This is a genomic window from Thiopseudomonas sp. SA1F2-1K (genome assembly GCF_057443035.1).
Genome location: NZ_CM172014.1, coordinates 1 through 18650 on the forward strand (window position 1 = coordinate 1; position 18650 = coordinate 18650).

The 18650-nt window shown below is 48.0% G+C and carries 14 protein-coding genes; 10 read left to right on the forward strand and 4 right to left on the reverse strand.

Annotated features, from left to right (window positions below):
* The 4 genes from dnaA to gyrB are packed head-to-tail and all read left to right on the forward strand — an operon-like array spanning position 1 to position 6217.
* Positions 1-1560, forward strand: a complete 1560-nt coding sequence (dnaA, locus tag AC2T15_RS00005) for a chromosomal replication initiator protein DnaA (protein ID WP_053100828.1) — start codon at positions 1-3, stop codon at positions 1558-1560.
* Between the two features lie 15 nt (positions 1561-1575).
* Positions 1576-2679, forward strand: a complete 1104-nt coding sequence (gene dnaN, locus AC2T15_RS00010; RefSeq protein WP_053100829.1) for a DNA polymerase III subunit beta — start codon at positions 1576-1578, stop codon at positions 2677-2679.
* Between the two features lie 18 nt (positions 2680-2697).
* Complete coding sequence (gene recF / locus AC2T15_RS00015) at positions 2698-3792, forward strand: DNA replication/repair protein RecF (RefSeq protein ID WP_053100830.1); 1095 nt, start codon at positions 2698-2700, stop codon at positions 3790-3792.
* 4 nt (positions 3793-3796) lie between these two features.
* Positions 3797-6217, forward strand: a complete 2421-nt coding sequence (gyrB, locus tag AC2T15_RS00020) for a DNA topoisomerase (ATP-hydrolyzing) subunit B (RefSeq protein WP_053100831.1) — start codon at positions 3797-3799, stop codon at positions 6215-6217.
* A 62-nt stretch (positions 6218-6279) separates the two neighbouring features.
* Here gyrB and AC2T15_RS00025 read toward each other — a convergent pair whose 3' ends face one another.
* Positions 6280-7605, reverse strand: a complete 1326-nt coding sequence (locus tag AC2T15_RS00025) for an ATP-binding protein (protein WP_486778418.1) — start codon at positions 7603-7605, stop codon at positions 6280-6282.
* Positions 7602-8264, reverse strand: coding sequence for a response regulator (locus AC2T15_RS00030; RefSeq protein WP_486778419.1), 663 nt, complete (start codon positions 8262-8264; stop codon positions 7602-7604). Before AC2T15_RS00030 ends, AC2T15_RS00025 begins: the two co-directional genes overlap by 4 nt.
* Before the next feature lie 131 nt (positions 8265-8395).
* Here AC2T15_RS00030 and dsbD point away from each other — a divergent pair, with 131 nt between their 5' ends.
* The 4 genes from dsbD to AC2T15_RS00050 all read left to right on the forward strand — a co-directional run bounded on the left by dsbD (position 8396) and on the right by AC2T15_RS00050 (position 13165).
* On the forward strand, positions 8396-10111 hold the full coding sequence (dsbD, locus tag AC2T15_RS00035; RefSeq protein ID WP_080996961.1) for a protein-disulfide reductase DsbD: 1716 nt from the start codon (positions 8396-8398) through the stop codon (positions 10109-10111).
* Positions 10111-10923 carry a prolipoprotein diacylglyceryl transferase family protein gene (locus AC2T15_RS00040; protein WP_486778420.1) on the forward strand — a complete coding sequence of 271 codons (813 nt, stop codon included), beginning with the start codon at positions 10111-10113 and terminating at the stop codon, positions 10921-10923. The genes dsbD and AC2T15_RS00040 overlap by 1 nt, the downstream gene beginning before the upstream one ends.
* A 21-nt stretch (positions 10924-10944) precedes the next feature.
* On the forward strand, positions 10945-11703 hold the full coding sequence (gene dsbG / locus AC2T15_RS00045; RefSeq protein ID WP_486778421.1) for a thiol:disulfide interchange protein DsbG: 759 nt from the start codon (positions 10945-10947) through the stop codon (positions 11701-11703).
* Positions 11704-11821: 118 nt separating this feature from the next.
* A complete protein-coding gene (locus AC2T15_RS00050) occupies positions 11822-13165 on the forward strand; it encodes an IS1182 family transposase (RefSeq protein WP_486778422.1) in 1344 nt (447 codons plus the stop codon).
* Positions 13166-13424: 259 nt separating this feature from the next.
* Here AC2T15_RS00050 and trpA read toward each other — a convergent pair whose 3' ends face one another.
* Together trpA and trpB are read right to left on the reverse strand one after the other, a co-directional pair.
* Positions 13425-14231, reverse strand: coding sequence for a tryptophan synthase subunit alpha (gene trpA, locus AC2T15_RS00055; RefSeq protein WP_486778423.1), 807 nt, complete (start codon positions 14229-14231; stop codon positions 13425-13427).
* On the reverse strand, positions 14228-15439 hold the full coding sequence (gene trpB, locus AC2T15_RS00060) for a tryptophan synthase subunit beta (RefSeq protein ID WP_486778424.1): 1212 nt from the start codon (positions 15437-15439) through the stop codon (positions 14228-14230). Before trpB ends, trpA begins: the two co-directional genes overlap by 4 nt.
* 99 nt (positions 15440-15538) lie before the next feature.
* Here trpB and AC2T15_RS00065 point away from each other — a divergent pair, with 99 nt between their 5' ends.
* Both AC2T15_RS00065 and AC2T15_RS00070 read left to right on the forward strand, forming a co-directional pair.
* Positions 15539-16465, forward strand: coding sequence for a LysR family transcriptional regulator (locus AC2T15_RS00065; protein WP_486778425.1), 927 nt, complete (start codon positions 15539-15541; stop codon positions 16463-16465).
* 157 nt (positions 16466-16622) lie between these two features.
* Positions 16623-18425 (forward strand): phenylacyl-CoA dehydrogenase, encoded by a 1803-nt coding sequence (locus AC2T15_RS00070; protein ID WP_373332231.1) that lies wholly within the window; start codon positions 16623-16625, stop codon positions 18423-18425.
* The last annotated feature ends 225 nt before the right edge of the window (positions 18426-18650 follow it).

Below are 18650 nucleotides of genomic sequence, written 5' to 3' on the forward strand. Positions count from 1 at the left end.
GTGTCTGTCGAACTTTGGCTACAGTGCGTAGATTTTTTATGCGATGAACTGCCCTCGCAGCAATTCAATACGTGGATTCGTCCCTTACAGGTAGAAGCGCACCCCGGTGGATTAAATATTTATGCCCCCAATCGCTTTGTTTTAGATTGGGTGAACGAAAAGTATATTACCCGTTTATTGGAGCTGATGGCCGAGCGCAATAATGGGATTGCTCCGCAGCTGACCTTATTAATCGGCAGTCGGCATAAAAAATCCGCAATACCGGCCGCAGCGCCAGTGGGTAAGTTGCAAATTCCGGCACCGATCGTGATTCACACGCCACAAATGCCCGAGGTTGAGCCAATTTATCAGGCCGCGCCTGAGCCAGTAGCCGCACCGACGCCAGCCCCAGCTCCCACAGTAAAACGCACGACCAGTAGCAGTAGCCAAAAAAGCAGCGCCGAGCGCCCAGGTTTTGAGCCTTTGCTTGAGGCCAATAGCGCACCAACGCCGGTTTCTACCCCCGAGCGTAAAGAGCAAGTAGAAGGGGCACTGAAACATGTTAGTGCGCTGAACCGAGCGTTCACTTTTGATAGCTTTGTTGAGGGTAAATCGAACCAGCTAGCCCGTGCAGCTGCTTGGCAAGTAGCTGATAATCCTAAGCATGGTTATAACCCACTCTTTTTATATGGCGGAGTAGGGCTTGGTAAAACTCACTTGATGCATGCGGTGGGTAACCATTTAATGCAAAAGAACCCCAATGCTAAGGTTATTTATTTGCACTCAGAACGCTTTGTCGCCGACATGGTAAAAGCCTTGCAGATGAATGCCTTTAATGAGTTTAAAAATTACTACCGCTCGGTGGACGCTTTACTGATTGATGATATTCAATTCTTTGCCAATAAAGAGCGTTCCCAAGAAGAGTTCTTCCATACGTTTAATGCATTACTGGAAGGTAATCAGCAGGTTATTTTAACCAGTGATCGCTACCCTAAAGAAATTGATGGCTTAGAAGAACGGTTAAAATCCCGTTTTGGTTGGGGCTTAACTGTTGCTGTCGAGCCGCCAGAGCTGGAAACGCGGGTTGCGATCTTGATGAAAAAAGCGGAAGAGAGCAAGGTCAGCTTGCCCCATGATGCAGCGTTCTTTATTGCTCAGCGTATCCGTTCCAACGTGCGTGAACTAGAGGGGGCGTTAAAAAGGGTCATTGCCCACTCGCACTTCACTAATGAGCCAATTACCATTGAGCTGATTCGCGAATCGCTTAAAGACTTATTAGCACTGCAAGAAAAGCTGATTAGTATTGATAATATTCAGCGTACCGTGGCTGAGTATTACAAAATCAAAATGTCCGACATGATGTCGAAACGACGTTCACGTTCTATCGCGCGGCCTAGACAAATGGCCATGGCACTGGCAAAACAGTTAACCAACCACAGCTTGCCAGAAATTGGTGATGCTTTTGGCGGCCGAGACCATACTACGGTGTTGCATGCTTGCCGAAAAATTGCTGAGCTACGCGAAACGGATGCTGGCATCAGCGAAGACTTCCACAACCTTTACCGCACCTTATCAAGCTAATTTATAGGATTTGTTATGCACTTTACTATTTCACGCGAGGCGCTGCTGCCTGCTTTACAACTAGTAGCAGGAGTGGTTGAGCGTCGCCAAACCATGGCAGTGCTGTCAAACATCTTGTTAGTGTTGCAAGGCCAAGAATTAAGTTTGACCGGTACTGACACTGAAGTTGAGTTAGTCGGGCGAGTCACTTTAGATCAGCCTGGGGAATCAGGTGAAATTACAGTACCTGCGCGTAAACTAATGGATATTTGTAAAAGCCTACCCACCGATGCGCAGTTAAACATAGAGCTAGATGACCATCGTTTAGTGATTAAGTCAGGCCGTAGTCAGTTTACCCTGACCACGTTACCGGCGGCTGACTTCCCATCAGTTGAAGAGAGTGCAGGCTCCTTAATGCTCAATATTGAGCAGAAAAAACTACGTCACCTAATTGAGCGCACCAGTTTTGCCATGGCCCAGCAAGATGTGCGTTATTACCTTAATGGTTTGTTACTGGAGGTGCGCTCTGGACAATTGCGTGCAGTAGCAACCGATGGTCACCGTCTGGCAATGTGTGAGGTGGATACTGGTGTTGATCGCAATGATGAGCATCAAATTATTGTGCCGCGTAAGGGAGTACTTGAGCTGGCTCGCTTAATGAGTTCAGATAGCGAGCACGTTAACTTAGTGTTTGGCAGTAACCATATTCGCGCCACCACACCTAACTTTACCTTCACCTCTAAATTAGTTGACGGCAAGTTTCCAGATTACGAACGAGTACTGCCACAAAACAGCAGTAAATTAGTAACGGCTAATCGCTTAGGCTTAAAAGATGCCTTAACCCGTGCGTCGATCTTATCCAATGAAAAGTACCGTGGAATCCGCTTAGATCTAGAAAATAATTTACTGCGCATCGAAGCCAATAACCCTGAGCAAGAGCAGGCAAAAGAAGAAGTGGCAGTGGAGTACTTGGGCGAGCCATTAAATATTGGATTTAACGTCAGCTACCTATTAGATGTGCTTAATGTCATGACTGAAGAGCAGGTGGTGCTGCGCATGGCCGATGCTAATAGCAGTACCTTGTTGCAAGAAGCCAGTAATGCCAACTCGTCATACGTTGTTATGCCAATGCGCATTTAGGGCTAAGCCGCAATCTTTATGGGCATTCGCCAATTACAGATTAACGGGGTGCGCAATCTACACCCCGTAACTCTTAATCTTTCCCCGCAAATTAATGTCTTTTATGGCGAGAATGGCAGTGGTAAAACCAGTGTCTTAGAAGCCATTCATTTGTTAGCACTCACGCGTTCTTTCCGTAGTAATCGAATTCAACCGGTGATTCAGCAGCAGCAAGAGCAATGTCTAGTATTTGCTGAGTTACACGATGTAAGTTTAGATACAGTCCATCGACTAGGTATGAGTCGTAATCGTCAGGCTGAGTTACAGTTACGTTTAGATGGGCAGGCAATAAAAAGCGCTGCTGAATTAGCTGCAGTGTTGCCGGTGCAGGTGATTAATCCCGATAGTTTTAGTTTGTTAGAAGGGGCGCCTAAGGTCCGTCGGCAGTTTTTAGATTGGGGAGTGTTCCACGTGGAACATTCTTTTATGCCTGCTTGGCAAAGGCTACAGCATTCGCTGCGGCAAAGAAATTCATTGCTGCGTCATGCTACAATAGACCCCATTTCTCAGCAGAGCTGGGACCGTGAGCTAAGCTTAGCAAGCGCGCAGATTGATCAGTTACGCCAAGCCTATATTCAGCAGTTAAAACCTGTGTTTGAAGAAGTACTGGGCAAACTTATTACCCTTGAAGGACTTAGCCTAAGTTATTATCGCGGCTGGGATCGAGAGCGCGAACTAAGCGAAGTGTTACTAAGTAATTATGAGCGTGATCGGCAGCTGGGATATACCCAAGCCGGACCACAGCGGGCAGATTTACGGATAAGAATTGGCACCACTAACTCGGTTGATGTGTTGTCCCGAGGCCAGCAGAAGCTGGTAGTCTGTGCCCTAAGAATTGCCCAGGGTTATCTGTTATCACGTTTGCGTCAACACAACTGTATTTACCTTGTGGATGATCTGCCATCAGAGCTTGATCAGCAGCATCGTAAGGCGTTATGTCAGTTGTTAGAAAATTTAAATTGTCAGGTTTTTATCACCAGTATTGATAAAGACCTAATGATCCATGATTGGAGTGAAGCCACTTCGGTCAAAATGTTCCACGTGGAACATGGACAAATCACACCTTCGGAGTGAATGCATGAGCGAAAATAAATCTTACGACTCCAGTAGTATTAAGGTTCTGAAAGGCCTAGATGCGGTTCGTAAACGTCCTGGCATGTACATTGGGGATACTGATGACGGCACAGGATTACACCACATGGTATTTGAAGTGGTGGATAACTCGATTGATGAAGCTCTGGCAGGTTACTGCGATGAAATTAGCATCACCATTCATACTGACGAATCTATTACTGTACAAGATAACGGTCGTGGTATTCCGGTCGATATTCACGAAGAAGAAGGCGTTTCTGCTGCTGAAGTGATTATGACCGTTCTGCACGCTGGCGGTAAGTTTGACGATAACAGCTATAAGGTTTCTGGCGGATTGCACGGTGTAGGGGTGTCGGTGGTTAACGCGCTGTCTAAGCAGTTAATTATGACCATTCGCCGTCAAGGTAAAGTCTGGGAACAGACCTATGTGCATGGTGTACCGCAGGGGCCGATGTCACCGATTGGTGACACTGATGCAAGCGGTACTCGCATCCACTTTAAGCCTTCAGAAGAAACCTTCCGTAATATTCAATTCAGCTGGGATGTGTTGGCTAAACGCTTACGCGAATTATCCTTCCTCAACTCTGGGGTAGGGATTCTGCTTAAAGACGAGCGTAGCGGCAAAGAAGAATTGTTTAAGTATGAAGGTGGCCTTAAGGCGTTTGTTGAGTACTTAAACACCAATAAAACCTGCGTCAATGATGTGTTTCACTTTACGGTACAACGTGAAGAGGATGGGGTTGGCGTTGAAGTGGCGATGCAGTGGAATGATGGTTTTAATGAGAGCATTTTATGCTTTACCAACAATATTCCACAGCGTGATGGCGGCACCCATATGGCGGGCTTTCGTTCGGCACTGACTCGTAGTCTGAATAACTACATTGAGGCTGAAGGTTTAGGTAAGCGTGAGAAAGTAAGCACTACGGGTGACGATGCCCGTGAAGGTCTGACTGCGATTATTTCGGTCAAGGTGCCTGATCCTAAGTTTAGCTCGCAAACCAAAGACAAACTGGTGTCGTCTGAGGTGAAAACTGCAGTTGAGCAGGAGATGGGCAAGTTCTTTGCTGACTTTTTATTAGAAAGTCCAAATGAAGCCAAGGCCATTGTTGGCAAAATGATTGATGCGGCCCGTGCCCGTGAAGCCGCTCGTAAAGCCCGAGAAATGACCCGTCGCAAAGGTGCCCTCGATATTGCTGGGCTGCCGGGTAAACTGGCCGATTGCCAAGAGAAAGATCCGGCGTTATCAGAACTTTATATTGTGGAAGGGGACTCTGCTGGCGGATCTGCCAAGCAGGGACGAGACCGTAAAACCCAAGCTATTTTGCCGCTGAAAGGTAAAATTTTAAACGTTGAGAAAGCACGCTTTGATCGGATGATTTCGTCCCAAGAAGTGGGTACGTTGATTACAGCGTTAGGCTGCGGAATTGGTCGTGAGGACTACAATATTGACAAGTTGCGCTATCACAACATTATCATCATGACCGATGCTGACGTGGATGGCTCACACATTCGTACCTTGTTGCTCACCTTTTTCTTCCGTCAATTACCCGAGTTAGTTGAGCGTGGCTATATCTATATTGCTCAGCCGCCGCTGTATAAAGTTAAACGCGGTAAGCATGAGCAATACATCAAAGATGATGAGGCCATGGATGAATACATGACCCAAGCGGCATTAGAAGAAGCCAGCTTGCATGTTAATGAAAACGCGCCAGGCTTATCCGGTGCTGCGCTTGAAAGCTTAGTTAATGAATACCGTGGAGTGATGAAAACCTTAGATCGTTTATCACGCCTGTATCCAAAAGAAATGACCGAGCATTTTGTCTACCTGCCACGCTTAGAAGCTACCGAGCTTACTAGCCAATCAGCTGTTGCTGCTTGGGTTGAGTTGCTGCAAGCCGAATTAGATGCGGTCGAAAAATCAGGTGAGACGTATACGGTCTCGGTCCGTGAAGATAAAGAGCGTGGTTTATGGCTGCCTGAAGTTAAAATTAAGGCCCATGGCTTAGCTAATTATGTCACCTTTAACCATGATTTCTTCGGCAGTAATGATTACCGGAGTATGACTGAGCTTGGTGCTAAGCTGAATCAGTTACTGGAAGAAGGCGCTTACGTTAAGCGTGGTGAGCGCACTAAAGCGGTCAGCTCGTTTAAAGAAGCACTTGATTGGCTACTAACTGAAAGCATGCGTCGCCACAGTGTACAACGCTATAAAGGATTAGGTGAGATGAACCCAGAGCAATTGTGGGAAACCACCATGGATCCCAATACCCGCCGGATGCTGCAAGTCACTATTGAAGATGCAGTGGCCGCGGATCAGATCTTTAATACCCTCATGGGCGATCATGTAGAACCCCGCCGCGAGTTCATTGAAACCAACGCTTTAGCTGCCTCTAATTTAGATTTTTAGTTAAGGTTATACGCTTAAGAAAAGGCGAGCTCAAGATGAGCTCGCTTTTTTTGTACCGCTAATTAAGAATCCACAGTGGTTAAAATAGGCAGATATAAGCGCGCAATTAAGCCTTGGGGCTGGTTGCTGCTGAGGGAGAGCTGTCCTTGATAGCGATCGGTAATGGCCTGCACGATGGCCAGTCCAAGGCCAGAGCCTTGCTGATTACTGGCGCGCCAGAAGCGTTGATGCATCTGTGCCAGTTGCTGCTGATCGAGGCTAAGCCCTTGATCCTTCACCTCAAAAATTAGATCTTGCTCAATTTGGCTGAGGGTGAGGGTAATCGGTTGCTGGTGGCTATAGCGCAGGGCATTTTCTAATAAATTGCGCAGCGCAATCACTGCTAAGGATTCAGGTAGTGCTAAGCGCACCGGTTGTTGCAGCTGGTTATCGAGTTGAATCCGTTGTGGTTGTAAGTTGGTAAGTTCTGACAGACTAACGCGCACGACCTGATCGGCCAGTACCCCTTGTTCATTTTCAAATAACTCAGTGGCTTCAACCCGGGCCAATAGCAGTAACTGCTCTAGGGTGCGCTGTAGACGTTCAACGCCATGCTCGGCTTTAGTCAGCGCGACTTGCGACTGCTCGCCGGTGGTCATCTGGGCCAGTTGTAGATGGGTTTTTATTGCAGTAAGCGGGGTGCGTAGCTCATGGGCGGCATCTCCGGTGAAGCGCCGTTCTCGAGCTAATAAATCCTCAATTCGGGCAAATAGCTGATTTAACGTATCAACCAAGGGCGCTAGCTCGTGGGGTAAAGGCTTGAGCGGTAAGGGGGCTAAATCATTGGCTGAACGTTGAGCTAGGCTATGGCGCAACTGTTTAAGCGGTGCTAAACCTTGGCCAATTCCAAGCCAGATCAGCACCAAACTTCCCAGCAAAGCTAAGAGTACCGGTAACGCAGCAGCGATTAAGATCGAGCGCTCTAAGGCTTCACGTTCTTCCATGCGATCAGCGGTGGTAACCATTAATTGATTACGGGTCAGGGTAAAGGTGCGCCAGCGATCGGCATCAACGCTGGTTTCGCTAAAGCCGCCGGCATGGCTCGCTAAAGCCTGACTGGGGCTGCTGGGGGTATGCACCAAGACTTCGCCCCGCAGCGAGTTAACTTGGCAGACTAAACCATCGGGAATCCCCAGCTGATCAGTGGCTAATGGATTACTAGGAATCAGTAGCGGTGGCGGCAGTTGCTCTAATAAGCCAGCGACCATCCGCGCTGAAGAGGCTAAGCGCTCATCTAGGGCGTAGGAGACCTCTTTACGCAAATCACCCAGCAACCAGATAGCTGCTAAGGACCAGAGCAAAATAAAGGTACCACTGAGGGTCAGCAGGAGGCGGCGGCGAATACTCATGGTGCCGGGCCTAAACGAAAGCCTAAACCGCGGACAGTTTCCACAATCTGGCTGCCCAGCTTACGGCGCAAATTATGGATATGCACATTCAGCGCATTGCTTTCTACACCCTCACTAAAACCATAGAGACTGTCTTGCAGTTGCTCGCTGCTGAGAATGCGCCCAGGGCTATGCAGTAACGCCATCAATAACGCATGTTCTTTGGCTGACAGTAAGACCGGCTGCTGATTGAGAGTGACCGACTTCCCAGAAGGATCGTAAGTGAGTGCTCCATATTCAATTAAATTACTGCTTCGGCCGCTGCTGCGGCGTAATAAGCTGTGCAACCGAGCAGCTAGTTCCCGTAAGTCAAAGGGCTTGAGCAAATAATCATCGGCCCCCGCCTGTAGGCCAGCTACGCGCTGGGTGACGGCATCGCGGGCGCTTAAAATCAGCACCGGTAAATCGATTCTTTGCTTACGTTGCCGCTCTAAAAAAACTAAGCCGTCTTCATCGGGCAGGCCTAAATCTAAAATTAAAGCATCAAAACTGGCCAGTTTTAAAGCTTGTTCAGCAGCGGCAGCAGTGGCCATATGGTCTACGGTAAAGCCTTGTACGGTTAATCCAGCCACTACGCCTTCGGCAATTAAGTGGTCATCTTCAACTAAAAGTACATGCATCGAGCCTGATCCTTACGCCATTAAGTGACGCACTAGCAAAACGTAAGCCTGTATCATACAGCGGATTTCTTAATCCTAGATTAATCGCCATCGGTAGAATACTAACGCAAACTATTGTTAAAGGGTGGGTCATGCCTCGTTTACTCTCATGGTTGCTGTTGTTCTGGTTAATTCCAGCCCAGGCATTTATTACCAATCAAGATGATTTTTTACCGGTGGAACAGGCGTTTCAGTTTGAATTGATTCAGCCTGATCAAGGTCAGCCAATTTTGGCCTGGAAGATTGCCGATGGTTATTATCTCTATCAACATAAGCTTGGCTTAATTGATGACAGTGGAACAGCGGTTGAGTTGGAGTTGCCGCCGGGAATTCCTCATTCTGATGAGTATTTTGGTGATTCTGAAATTTACCGTAATCAACTCTCAATTAGTTTGCCTGAAGCTGTCGAGCCACCTTACGAGGTGCGCTGGCAAGGTTGTGCGGATGCAGGTTTATGTTATGCACCTCAAGAGTTAGTTATTGGTGGCGAGTTAAGCCAAACGGGAGCGCCTGCGTTAGCTGAGGATCAAAGCATTGCTGCCACCTTGGCCGATGCCGGGTTGCTGTGGAACTTAGTGGCCTTTTTTGGCATGGGCTTACTGTTAGCCTTTACTCCGTGCATGCTGCCAATGCTGCCGATTCTAACCAGTGTAGTGGGTGGCGCTCAGCGTGGTGGCTGGAGCGGCGCACGGCTGGGACTGGCCTTTGTGCTGCCGATGGCATTGGTGTATGCACTCTTGGGGGTATTGGCGGCTAAGCTTGGGGGCAACTTACAGGCCGCGCTACAGCAGCCGTGGCTCCTGATTCCCTTTGCTGGAATTTTTATTGCTTTAGCCTTAGCTCAGTTTGGGGTGTATACCCTGCAATTACCGGCAGTTATTCGTGATCGCTTACAAACGGTAGACCGCAAACAAAAAGGCGGCAACATGCTGGGCGTGGCGATTATGGGAGCGTTGTCGGCACTACTGGTGGGTCCCTGTATGACCGCGCCGTTAGCCGGTGCCCTGCTTTACATTGCCCAAAGTGGTGATGGTGCGACTGGTGGATTGGCATTATTTGCCCTTGGCTTAGGTAGCGGAACACCATTGCTGTTAGCGATTAGTTTTGGTATGCGCTGGATGCCAAAACCTGGGGTATGGATGGAAAACGTCAATAAAACCTTTGGCTTTGCCTTAATTGCTGCCGCTATTTTAATCACTCAACCGCTGTATAGCGATACCTTGGCCTTGGGTTTATGGGGCGCTTGGTTATTGAGTGTAGCGGTATTTTTTAGCCAGGTGCAGGCTACGAGTAAGCTGTATTTTATCGGTCGTTATTTAGCTTTTTTATTAGGGATTTGGAGTGCGGCCATGATTTTTGGAGCGGCCGCTGGAGGTTATGATCCTTTGCGTCCACTTTCAGGCTTAACAGCCGGTGCATCGGTAGCCAGTGCTCATCAGCAGCAGTTTTTGCGTACGCCATCGGTTGATGAGCTAAAGCAACAGCTGGCCCAAGCACAGCAACAAGAGCAATGGGCATTAGTGGATTTTTACGCCGACTGGTGTGTTTCTTGTAAGGTGATGGAACGTGAAGTATTTGCTAAGCCAGAGGTGCAGCAGGCATTAGCTGGCATGCGTTTACTGCAAATTGATGTGACTGATAACACCAAAGCACAGCAGGCCTATATGCAAGAAATCAGTATTATGGGACCCCCGACGATTTTATTTATCTCCCCTGATGGTAGCGAGATTCGAGCCCAGCGAATTACGGGTGAGGTCAATGCTGAGCAATTTTTGGCTTACTTAGCCCGCGCTAAAGGAGAGGCTTAATGTTAAGTGTTAACTTGGGACCTTTAGCTATTCCAGCAAACTTAGCGTTATTGTATTTAGGCTTTTTTATCGCCTGGCTGACCGGCTGGATTATTGGCCGTAAGCGTGGAGTTAATCCAGAATCAGCACTTTTTAATATGCTGTTAGGCGGTGCCTTAGTTGCTCGAATCGCCTTTGTGGTGAGTTATTTTGAGCAATATAAAGCCCAGCCGTTAGGCATGCTGGATATTCGTGATGGTGGATTTTTACTTATCCCCGGCTTAATCGCGGCGATTGTGATTGGCGTGCTGTATGCTATTTGGCAGCGACCATTACGCACACCGCTGAGTATTGGCGTGGTGGTTGGTGCTATGATTTGGGGCGCTGGAATGTCATTGTTGAGCGCCTTTGAAAGCAGTCAAAGTATCCCTGAGTTGGCCTTGCGTGATCTGCAGGGAAATCCTGTGGCTTTGCATGAGTTAGACGATAAACCCTTGGTGGTGAATTTGTGGGCGACTTGGTGTCCACCTTGTCGTCGTGAAATGCCGGTCTTAGAAGCGGCACAAAAAGCCAATCCTGATGTCCGTTTTGTGTACGTCAATCAAGGTGAAGGGCAAGAATTAGTGGCTGATTTTTTATTGCGGCAACAATTAGAGCTATCCGGTGTATTACTTGACAGTGGCGCGCGGGCGGGACAAGCCGTCGGTTCGCGCTCCTTGCCTACCACCTTATTTTATAACAGTGGCGGTCAGTTGCAGCACAGTCATTTGGGTGAGCTGTCCAATGCCAGTTTAGATCATTCGTTGAAGCACATTAAAGCTTCAGCTAAGTAATAGAGAACAAGGAAATTTTTAATGAAACCATTTGCAATTGCATCACTCGCTGCACTTTTAGCCGCGCCTACTGTGGCGCTAGCCGCAGACTATCCTGCACCGATTAAAGCCATGCAAGAGCGTGGCATTGAAGTGTTAGAGAAGGTCGACGCGCCGGCCAATCTAACCGCTTATACCGCACTGTATCAGGGCCGCCCTTTAGTGTTGTATGTAACCGCAGACAATAAGCATGCGTTAATCGGTAGCTTACTAGATGAGCAAGGGACAGACTTAACCAGTTCGGTAATTGAGGAAAAAATTGCCCGTCCCCAAGGTGAAAAAATGTGGGCAGAAATGGAGAAAATGGATTGGATTAAAGATGGTTCAGATAAAGCGAAGCAGGTCGCCTATGTTTTTACTGATCCCAATTGCCCTTACTGTAAAAAATTCTGGGCCGATGCGCGTCCTTGGGTAGATGCAGGAGAGGTTCAGCTGCGCCACTTTGTGGTGGGTATGTTAAGTGAAGGCAGTGCCAAAAAAGCGGCGTCTATCTTAATGGCGAAAGATCAAACCAAAGCATTAAATGATAACGAGAGCGGTAAAAAAGCGGCAAAAGAAATTACCGTGTCCGCGGCAGTGAAAAAGCAGTTAGACACTAATATGCAGATGATGCAAGGCTTAGGTGCAAGCGGTACACCAGCGATTTTCTATAAAGACGAAACGGGTTTACTGCAACTGCAACCAGGTGCAGCCAGTGCTGAAAAACTGGTGGAAATGTTTGGTGCTAAACCGAAGAAATAATCTTGGGTTAAGCAAAAAAAGGCGCTATCACAGCGCCTCAGACTGCTGACAAACCCCTCGTTCCCATCGAGGGGTTTGTTTTTTATACTGGGCACACATCTGCTGCAGGAGTTGTACAGTGCTACGTGATCGCCCCCAGACCCAGTCCGAACTCGAATTTGTCTGTATTGACGAGCTGGTTCCTTCAGACCATTTACTACGCAAAGTAGATCGTCATATCGATTTCTCGTTTATTCATGATCTGGTCAAAGACTTGTACTGCGCGAACAACGGTCGCCCAGCGCTGGATCCAACCCTACTGTTTAAACTGCTGCTTATAGGCTATTTATTCGGTATTCGTAGTGAACGTCAGTTGATCCGTGAGGTTCAGGTCAATGTAGCCTACCGCTGGTTCCTCGGTTTAAACCTGACCGACAAAGTCCCTGATGCCAGCACCCTTAGTCAGAACCGTCGCCGCCGCTTTAATGACTCGGATATCTACCAGCAAATTTTTGATGAAATCGTCTTGCAGGCGATGCAGCGTAAGTTGGTATCCGGCACGGTACTGTATACCGATTCAACCCACCTGAAAGCTAATGCTAACAAGGGGAAATGGGTCAAAGCACACGCCGTTTCAGAACGGCAAGCCTATATGGATAAGTTGGATCAGGCGATCGAGGAGGATCGCCTAGCCCACGGAAAAAAGCCCTTGCCGCCGCCATCGAGCGAACCTCAGGTGCGGGAAATCAAACAAAGTAAGACCGACCCTGAAAGCGGCTTTATGACTCGGGATAATAAGCCCAAAGGCTTCTTCTATCTTGACCATCGTACGGTGGATACCAAAGCCAATATCATTACCGATGTGCATGTCACGGCAGGTAACGTCCATGACGCAGTGCCCTATTTGGCACGATTGGAACGGCAGACACAGCGTTTTGGCTTTAACGTCCAGTATGTTGGCCTGGATGCAGGCTATCACACCACAGCCATCAGCAAAGGTCTGGAAGATAAGGGGATAAAAGCGGTGTTTGGCTATCGGCGACCGATCCATCGCCAAGGGTACTTGCGTAAACGTGAGTTTATCTATATCGCCGAAACAGACCAGTATGTGTGCCCACAAGGACAGGCCTTGATTTACAGTACAACTAACCGGGAAGGGTATCGCCACTATGTATCTGATCCGGCTGTGTGCCGACAATGCCCGCTGCTGTCACGCTGTAATCAGAACGCCAAACAACAAAAAACGGTCACCCGTCATGTGTGGGAAGGCAGCAGAGAACGGCAGGATGCCAACCGGCTGACGCCTTGGGGTAAGACCATCTATCAGAGGCGCAAAGAAACAGTAGAGCGCAGCTTTGCCGATGCCAAAGAGCTGCACCAATACCGCTACGCGCGGTATCGCGGTCGTCACAAAGTGCAGGCGCAATGCCTGATGACTGCCGCGGCACAAAACATCAAGAAAATCGCACTATTGGCAGGATAATCCCGCTTTTGTAAACCTCTTGCCCTCATGAGTGCCTGTTTACACGCCTACTTAAGCTCAGATACGCCCAATTTACTTTAAAAAATCTTGGAGCAAAAACTTCCGCTCTTTGAACGCTTATCCCATTTGAGTGCTTATCCCAAAAGAAAAAGCGTCATTGAAGTGCATAAAACAACAAACCCCACCAAAAAGGCGGGGTTTGTCAGCTACCTGAGGCGCTATCACAGCGCCTTTTTCATTTTTAATTTAGCCTCAGTCGTTAGCGAGCACTGCGAATGCCTTGGCTTAGCTCGCGGCACAGTGCCAGCACCTCATCCACAGCTTGCTGATCATTCTCAGCTTGTTCGATTTTATTGACTAAAGCTGAACCGACCACCACGCCATCGGCACGTTTAGCCACCTCGGCGGCATGCTCTGGGGTGCGAATGCCAAAGCCAATGCACACCGGTAAATCCGAGTGGCGACGAATTCTCGCGACGGCTTCTTCCACTTGATCCATGGTAGCTGAACCAGCTCCTGTGACTCCGGCAACGGAAACATAATAGACAAAACCAGCACTTCCGGCTAAGACCGTAGGTAACCGTTGATCGTCAGTGGTGGGAGTGGTTAAACGAATAAAATCTAATCCAGCGGCTTGAGCTGGGGTACAAAAGTCAGCGTTATGTTCGGGGGGTAAATCCACCACAATCATGCCATCGACGCCAGCGGCTGTGGCATCGGCAATAAATTGCTCAACTCCGTAGTGATAAATAGGGTTGAAGTAACCCATTAATACCACTGGAGTTTCTTGGTTAGTTTGACGAAACTCACTGACCATTTGTAACGTTTTACGTAGATTTTGACCGTTGGCCAATGAGCGTAAGTTAGCCTTTTGAATCGCAGGACCATCGGCCATTGGATCGGTAAAGGGCATCCCTAGCTCGATAATATCGGCCCCAGCGGCTGGTAAACCCTTAAAAATTTGCATGGCTGCCAAATAGTTAGGGTCCCCTGCAGTGACAAAGGTAACTAGTGCGGCACGATTTTCTTGTTTTAGCTTGGCAAAGCAATCTGTAAAGCGACTCATGCTGATTGCTCCTCTAGGTTTAAATAGTGCATGACCGATTGCATGTCTTTATCACCACGGCCAGAGAGATTCACTACCATTAGGTGATCAGTTGGCAGTTTGGGCGCTCGTTTAAACATTTCAGCCAGCGCGTGGGAGGATTCCAGTGCCGGAATAATTCCCTCTAAACGGCAGCACTCTTGGAAGGCGGCTAAGGCTTCATCGTCCTTAACTGCGGTATATTCCACCCGACCGATATCATTTAACCAAGAGTGTTCAGGGCCAATGCCTGGGTAATCTAAGCCTGCAGAGATTGAATGAGCATCTACAATTTGGCCATCTTCATCTTGCAGTAAGTAGGTTTTATTACCGTGTAATACTCCCGGTTTGCCACCTTTTAAGCTGGCCGCATGCAAGCCAGTTTCTACCCCTTTACCGGCGGCTTCTACGCCAATAATGTGGACGCTGCTGTCATCTAAAAACTCATGGAATAGTCCCATGGCATTTGAGCCACCGCCAATGCAGGCGATTAAGCTATCGGGTAGACGGCCTTCTTGTTCCTGTAGTTGCTGGCGGGTTTCCTTGCCAATGACGGCTTGGAAATCGCGCACCATGGCCGGATAAGGGTGAGGGCCTGCCACCGTACCAATTAAATAAAAGGTGCTATCGACATTGGTTACCCAGTCGCGCAGCGCTTCGTTCATGGCATCTTTTAATGTGCCGGTACCAGCGGTTACCGGAATCACCTCAGCCCCTAATAACTTCATCCGAAATACGTTAGCTTGTTGGCGTTCAATATCGGTTGAGCCCATATAAATAACGCACTGCAAACCAAAGCGAGCAGCTACTGTGGCGGTGGCAACCCCATGCATACCAGCACCAGTTTCAGCAATAATGCGCTTTTTACCCATGCGTCGGGCCAGTAAAATTTGGCCAATACAGTTATTAATCTTATGCGCACCGGTATGGTTGAGTTCTTCACGCTTGAGATAAATTTTAGCTCCGCCACAAAACTCAGTAAGGCGCTCGGCAAAATACAAAGGGCTTGGGCGACCTACATAATCACGCTGAAAGTAAGCTAGCTCTTGGGCAAAGGCTGGGTCCTGTTTCGCTGCTTCGTATTCTTTGCCTAGTTCTAAAATGAGTGGCATCAGCGTTTCAGCGACGTACTGTCCACCAAACTGGCCAAACAGTCCTTTGGCATCGGGTGCTTGAGAAAACTGGCTCATGATAAGTCCTGTTAAAAATAACTAATGGAATCAAGTTAAAGGATTGATTGGCGCAATAAAAGCGATATTATTGAGTGAATAGGTTAGGAAAACTCACATATGGAAGCTGTAGAACTACCTCCACTTAATGCACTTCGGGCGTTTGAAGCAGCGGCTAAACATCAAAGTATCAGTCTTGCTGCAGATGAGTTGTGTGTGACCCATGGCGCAGTGAGCCGACAAATCAAACAATTAGAAGACTACTTAGCAGTAGCACTATTTAGTAAACAGGGGCGCGGCGTAAAACTCACAGAAGCCGGTGAGCGCTTATATCAGGCAAGCCATCAGGCGTTTAATTTGTTGCGACAAGTCACTTGGCAGCTTCAGCAGCAACAACAGGAAGCACCTTTTGTGCTGAGTTGTCCTGGTAGTTTGTTGGCGCGTTGGTTAATCCCTAGGCTCGATCAACTGAAGCACGATCTGCCCCAGTTACAGTTACAAGTAGTGACCCATGAAGGCGATGATGCAGTCGATATTCATAATCCCTATGTTAATGCTTACCTAAGCTTTAGCCAGCCGCCTTGGCCACAGCAGATGCACGTGATTGAATTGGCCGATGAGCGAATTGGGCCAGTGGTTAGTGGCTATTCAGCATTAGCAGAACAATTACAGCAGGCAAGTCCTGAGCAGTTAACTCAGGTACCATTGCTATATACACAGTCAAGGCCACAAGCATGGCCCAACTGGTTGGCCGCCCATGGCTTAACTGTCGAACAATTATCCTTTGAGCAAGGTTTTTCCCATCTTTATTATTTGTTAGAAGCTGCTGTTGCAGGTTTAGGAGTAGCCATTGCCCCCGAGCTTTTGGTGCAAGATGATATGGCCAAGCAGCGTTTAATTGCCCCTTGGGGCTTTCATAACACCTCAGGCAAGCTGGTTTTACTGCTACCTAAGCAGAAACTAAACCCTCAGGCGCAACTGTTTGCTCGTTGGTTACAACAGCAAATTGCATCAGGTGAAGAAGGGGGGAAATCAGTTCAGAACTAAAGTCGTATGCGGGTTTCGAAGCACTTGACAAGTGCGGGGTCTGAACGTAACTTTTCAAACGACTGTTTGAGGGTGGCAAAAACGATGATTCCCACTCTTTTTTTAGAATCTTGTTGTGGATTTACGCAAGGTCATTACACCTAGAGGTGATTCAACTATGGCTAACTATAAAGCTCCTTTACGCGATATTCGCTTTGTTCGTGATGAATTATTAGGTTACGAAGCGCACTACCAAAATTTAAACTGTGAAGACGCAACACCCGATATGGTTAATGCGATTCTTGAAGAAGGGGCTAAATTCTGTGAAGAAGTTTTAGCACCATTAAATCGCGTAGGTGACCAAGAAGGCTGTACGTGGAGTGCTGAAGGTGTGACCACGCCGACTGGCTTTAAAGAAGCCTATCAGCAGTTTGTTGAAGGTGGCTGGCCAAGCCTAGCTCACGACGTTGAGCACGGTGGTCAGGGCTTACCTGAGTCACTGGGGATTGCTATCAGTGAAATGGTGGGTCAGTCGAACTGGTCATGGGGTATGTACCCAGGTCTGTCCCACGGTGCAATGAATACACTGCACGCTCACGGTACAGAAGAGCAACAAGCCACTTACTTAACTAAATTAGTCTCCGGTGAGTGGACCGGTACCATGTGCTTAACCGAGCCACACTGTGGTACTGACTTAGGTATGCTGCGTACTAAAGCTGAACCTAATGCCGATGGTAGCTACAGCATTACAGGTACTAAGATCTTTATTTCAGCCGGTGAACACGACATGGCTGATAATATCGTGCACATTGTATTAGCCCGCCTGCCTGATGCACCGCAAGGTACCAAAGGTATCTCGTTATTTATCGTGCCTAAGTTTTTACCGAACGCTGAAGGCGGTGTGGGTGAGCGTAACGGCGTGAGCTGTGGTTCGATTGAACACAAAATGGGTATCCACGGTAACTCAACTTGCGTAATGAACTTTGACGCGGCGACCGGTTTCTTGATTGGTCCACCAAACAAAGGTCTAAACTGCATGTTCACCTTTATGAACACTGCTCGTTTAGGTACTGCACTACAGGGCTTAGCCCACGCTGAAGTTGCGTTCCAAGGCGGTATTGAATACGCCCGTGAGCGGATCCAAATGCGTTCCTTAACCGGACCTAAAGCACCAGAAATGGCGGCTGACCCAATCATCGTGCACCCTGATGTGCGTCGTATGTTACTGACCACTAAAGCCTTTGCTGAAGGTAATCGTGCGATGTTGTACTACGCAGCACAACAGGTTGATATTCTGCAGCGCAGTAAAGATGAAGAAGAGCGCAAAGCAGCGGATATGATGCTGGGCTTCTTAACCCCAATCGCTAAAGCCTTTATGACCGAAACTGGTTTTGAAGCGGCTAACCACGGTGTACAGATTTTCGGTGGCCACGGCTACATCTCTGAGCACGGTATGGAGCAGAACGTACGTGATAGCCGTATTTCTATGCTGTATGAAGGTACCACTGGTATTCAAGCGCTTGACTTATTAGGCCGTAAAGTTCTGATGACTCAAGGCGAAAGCTTAAAAGGCTTTACCAAGGTAGTACACAAATTCGTTAAAGCTAACGAAGAAAACGATGCGGTTAAAGAGTTCGTGGCGCCGCTTGCAGAGCTCAACAAAGAGTGGGGCGACATCACTATGAAAGTAGGGATGGCAGCGATGAAAAACCGTGAGGAGGTCGGTGCAGCTTCTGTGGATTACCTGATGTACTCAGGTTATGCTTGCCTTGCTTACTTCTGGGCTGATATGGCGCGTTTAGCTGCCGAGAAAATTGCTGCAGGCACCACTGAAGAAGCGTTCTACAAAGCGAAAATTCAGACTGCACGTTTCTACTTTGCTCGTATTCTGCCGCGTACTCGCGCGCACGTAGCTGCAATGTTATCTGGTGCAGATAACTTAATGGATATGGCTGACGAAGACTTTGCATTAAGTTACTAAGGCTTAGGTCTTGGAACGACAAAAAGGTCCATGCAAATGGGCCTTTTTGTGTTAATAAGTATATGCATTCTTATATCTTTTAAAGTCATCACGCTTTGTAAGCTTTCTCTTACAAAGCGTGATGACTTTTTCGTATTCCATACTTTTTATTGCGCACTATAATGGTACCCAAGGAATGAGGCAGGGCGCCCCCTACTAGTACTAGAAGTTAATCTAGCGGCAACC

Coding starts and splice junctions, on each gene's coding strand:
- dnaN (WP_053100829.1), top strand. CDS start 1,576: ATGCACTTTACTATTTCACGCGAGGCGCTGCTGCCTGCTTTACAACTA.
- recF (WP_053100830.1), top strand. CDS start 2,698: ATGGGCATTCGCCAATTACAGATTAACGGGGTGCGCAATCTACACCCC.
- gyrB (WP_053100831.1), top strand. CDS start 3,797: ATGAGCGAAAATAAATCTTACGACTCCAGTAGTATTAAGGTTCTGAAA.
- AC2T15_RS00025 (WP_486778418.1), bottom strand. CDS start 7,605: ATGAGTATTCGCCGCCGCCTCCTGCTGACCCTCAGTGGTACCTTTATT.
- AC2T15_RS00030 (WP_486778419.1), bottom strand. CDS start 8,264: ATGCATGTACTTTTAGTTGAAGATGACCACTTAATTGCCGAAGGCGTA.
- dsbD (WP_080996961.1), top strand. CDS start 8,396: ATGCCTCGTTTACTCTCATGGTTGCTGTTGTTCTGGTTAATTCCAGCC.
- AC2T15_RS00040 (WP_486778420.1), top strand. CDS start 10,111: ATGTTAAGTGTTAACTTGGGACCTTTAGCTATTCCAGCAAACTTAGCG.
- dsbG (WP_486778421.1), top strand. CDS start 10,945: ATGAAACCATTTGCAATTGCATCACTCGCTGCACTTTTAGCCGCGCCT.
- trpA (WP_486778423.1), bottom strand. CDS start 14,231: ATGAGTCGCTTTACAGATTGCTTTGCCAAGCTAAAACAAGAAAATCGT.
- trpB (WP_486778424.1), bottom strand. CDS start 15,439: ATGAGCCAGTTTTCTCAAGCACCCGATGCCAAAGGACTGTTTGGCCAG.
- AC2T15_RS00065 (WP_486778425.1), top strand. CDS start 15,539: ATGGAAGCTGTAGAACTACCTCCACTTAATGCACTTCGGGCGTTTGAA.
- AC2T15_RS00070 (WP_373332231.1), top strand. CDS start 16,623: ATGGCTAACTATAAAGCTCCTTTACGCGATATTCGCTTTGTTCGTGAT.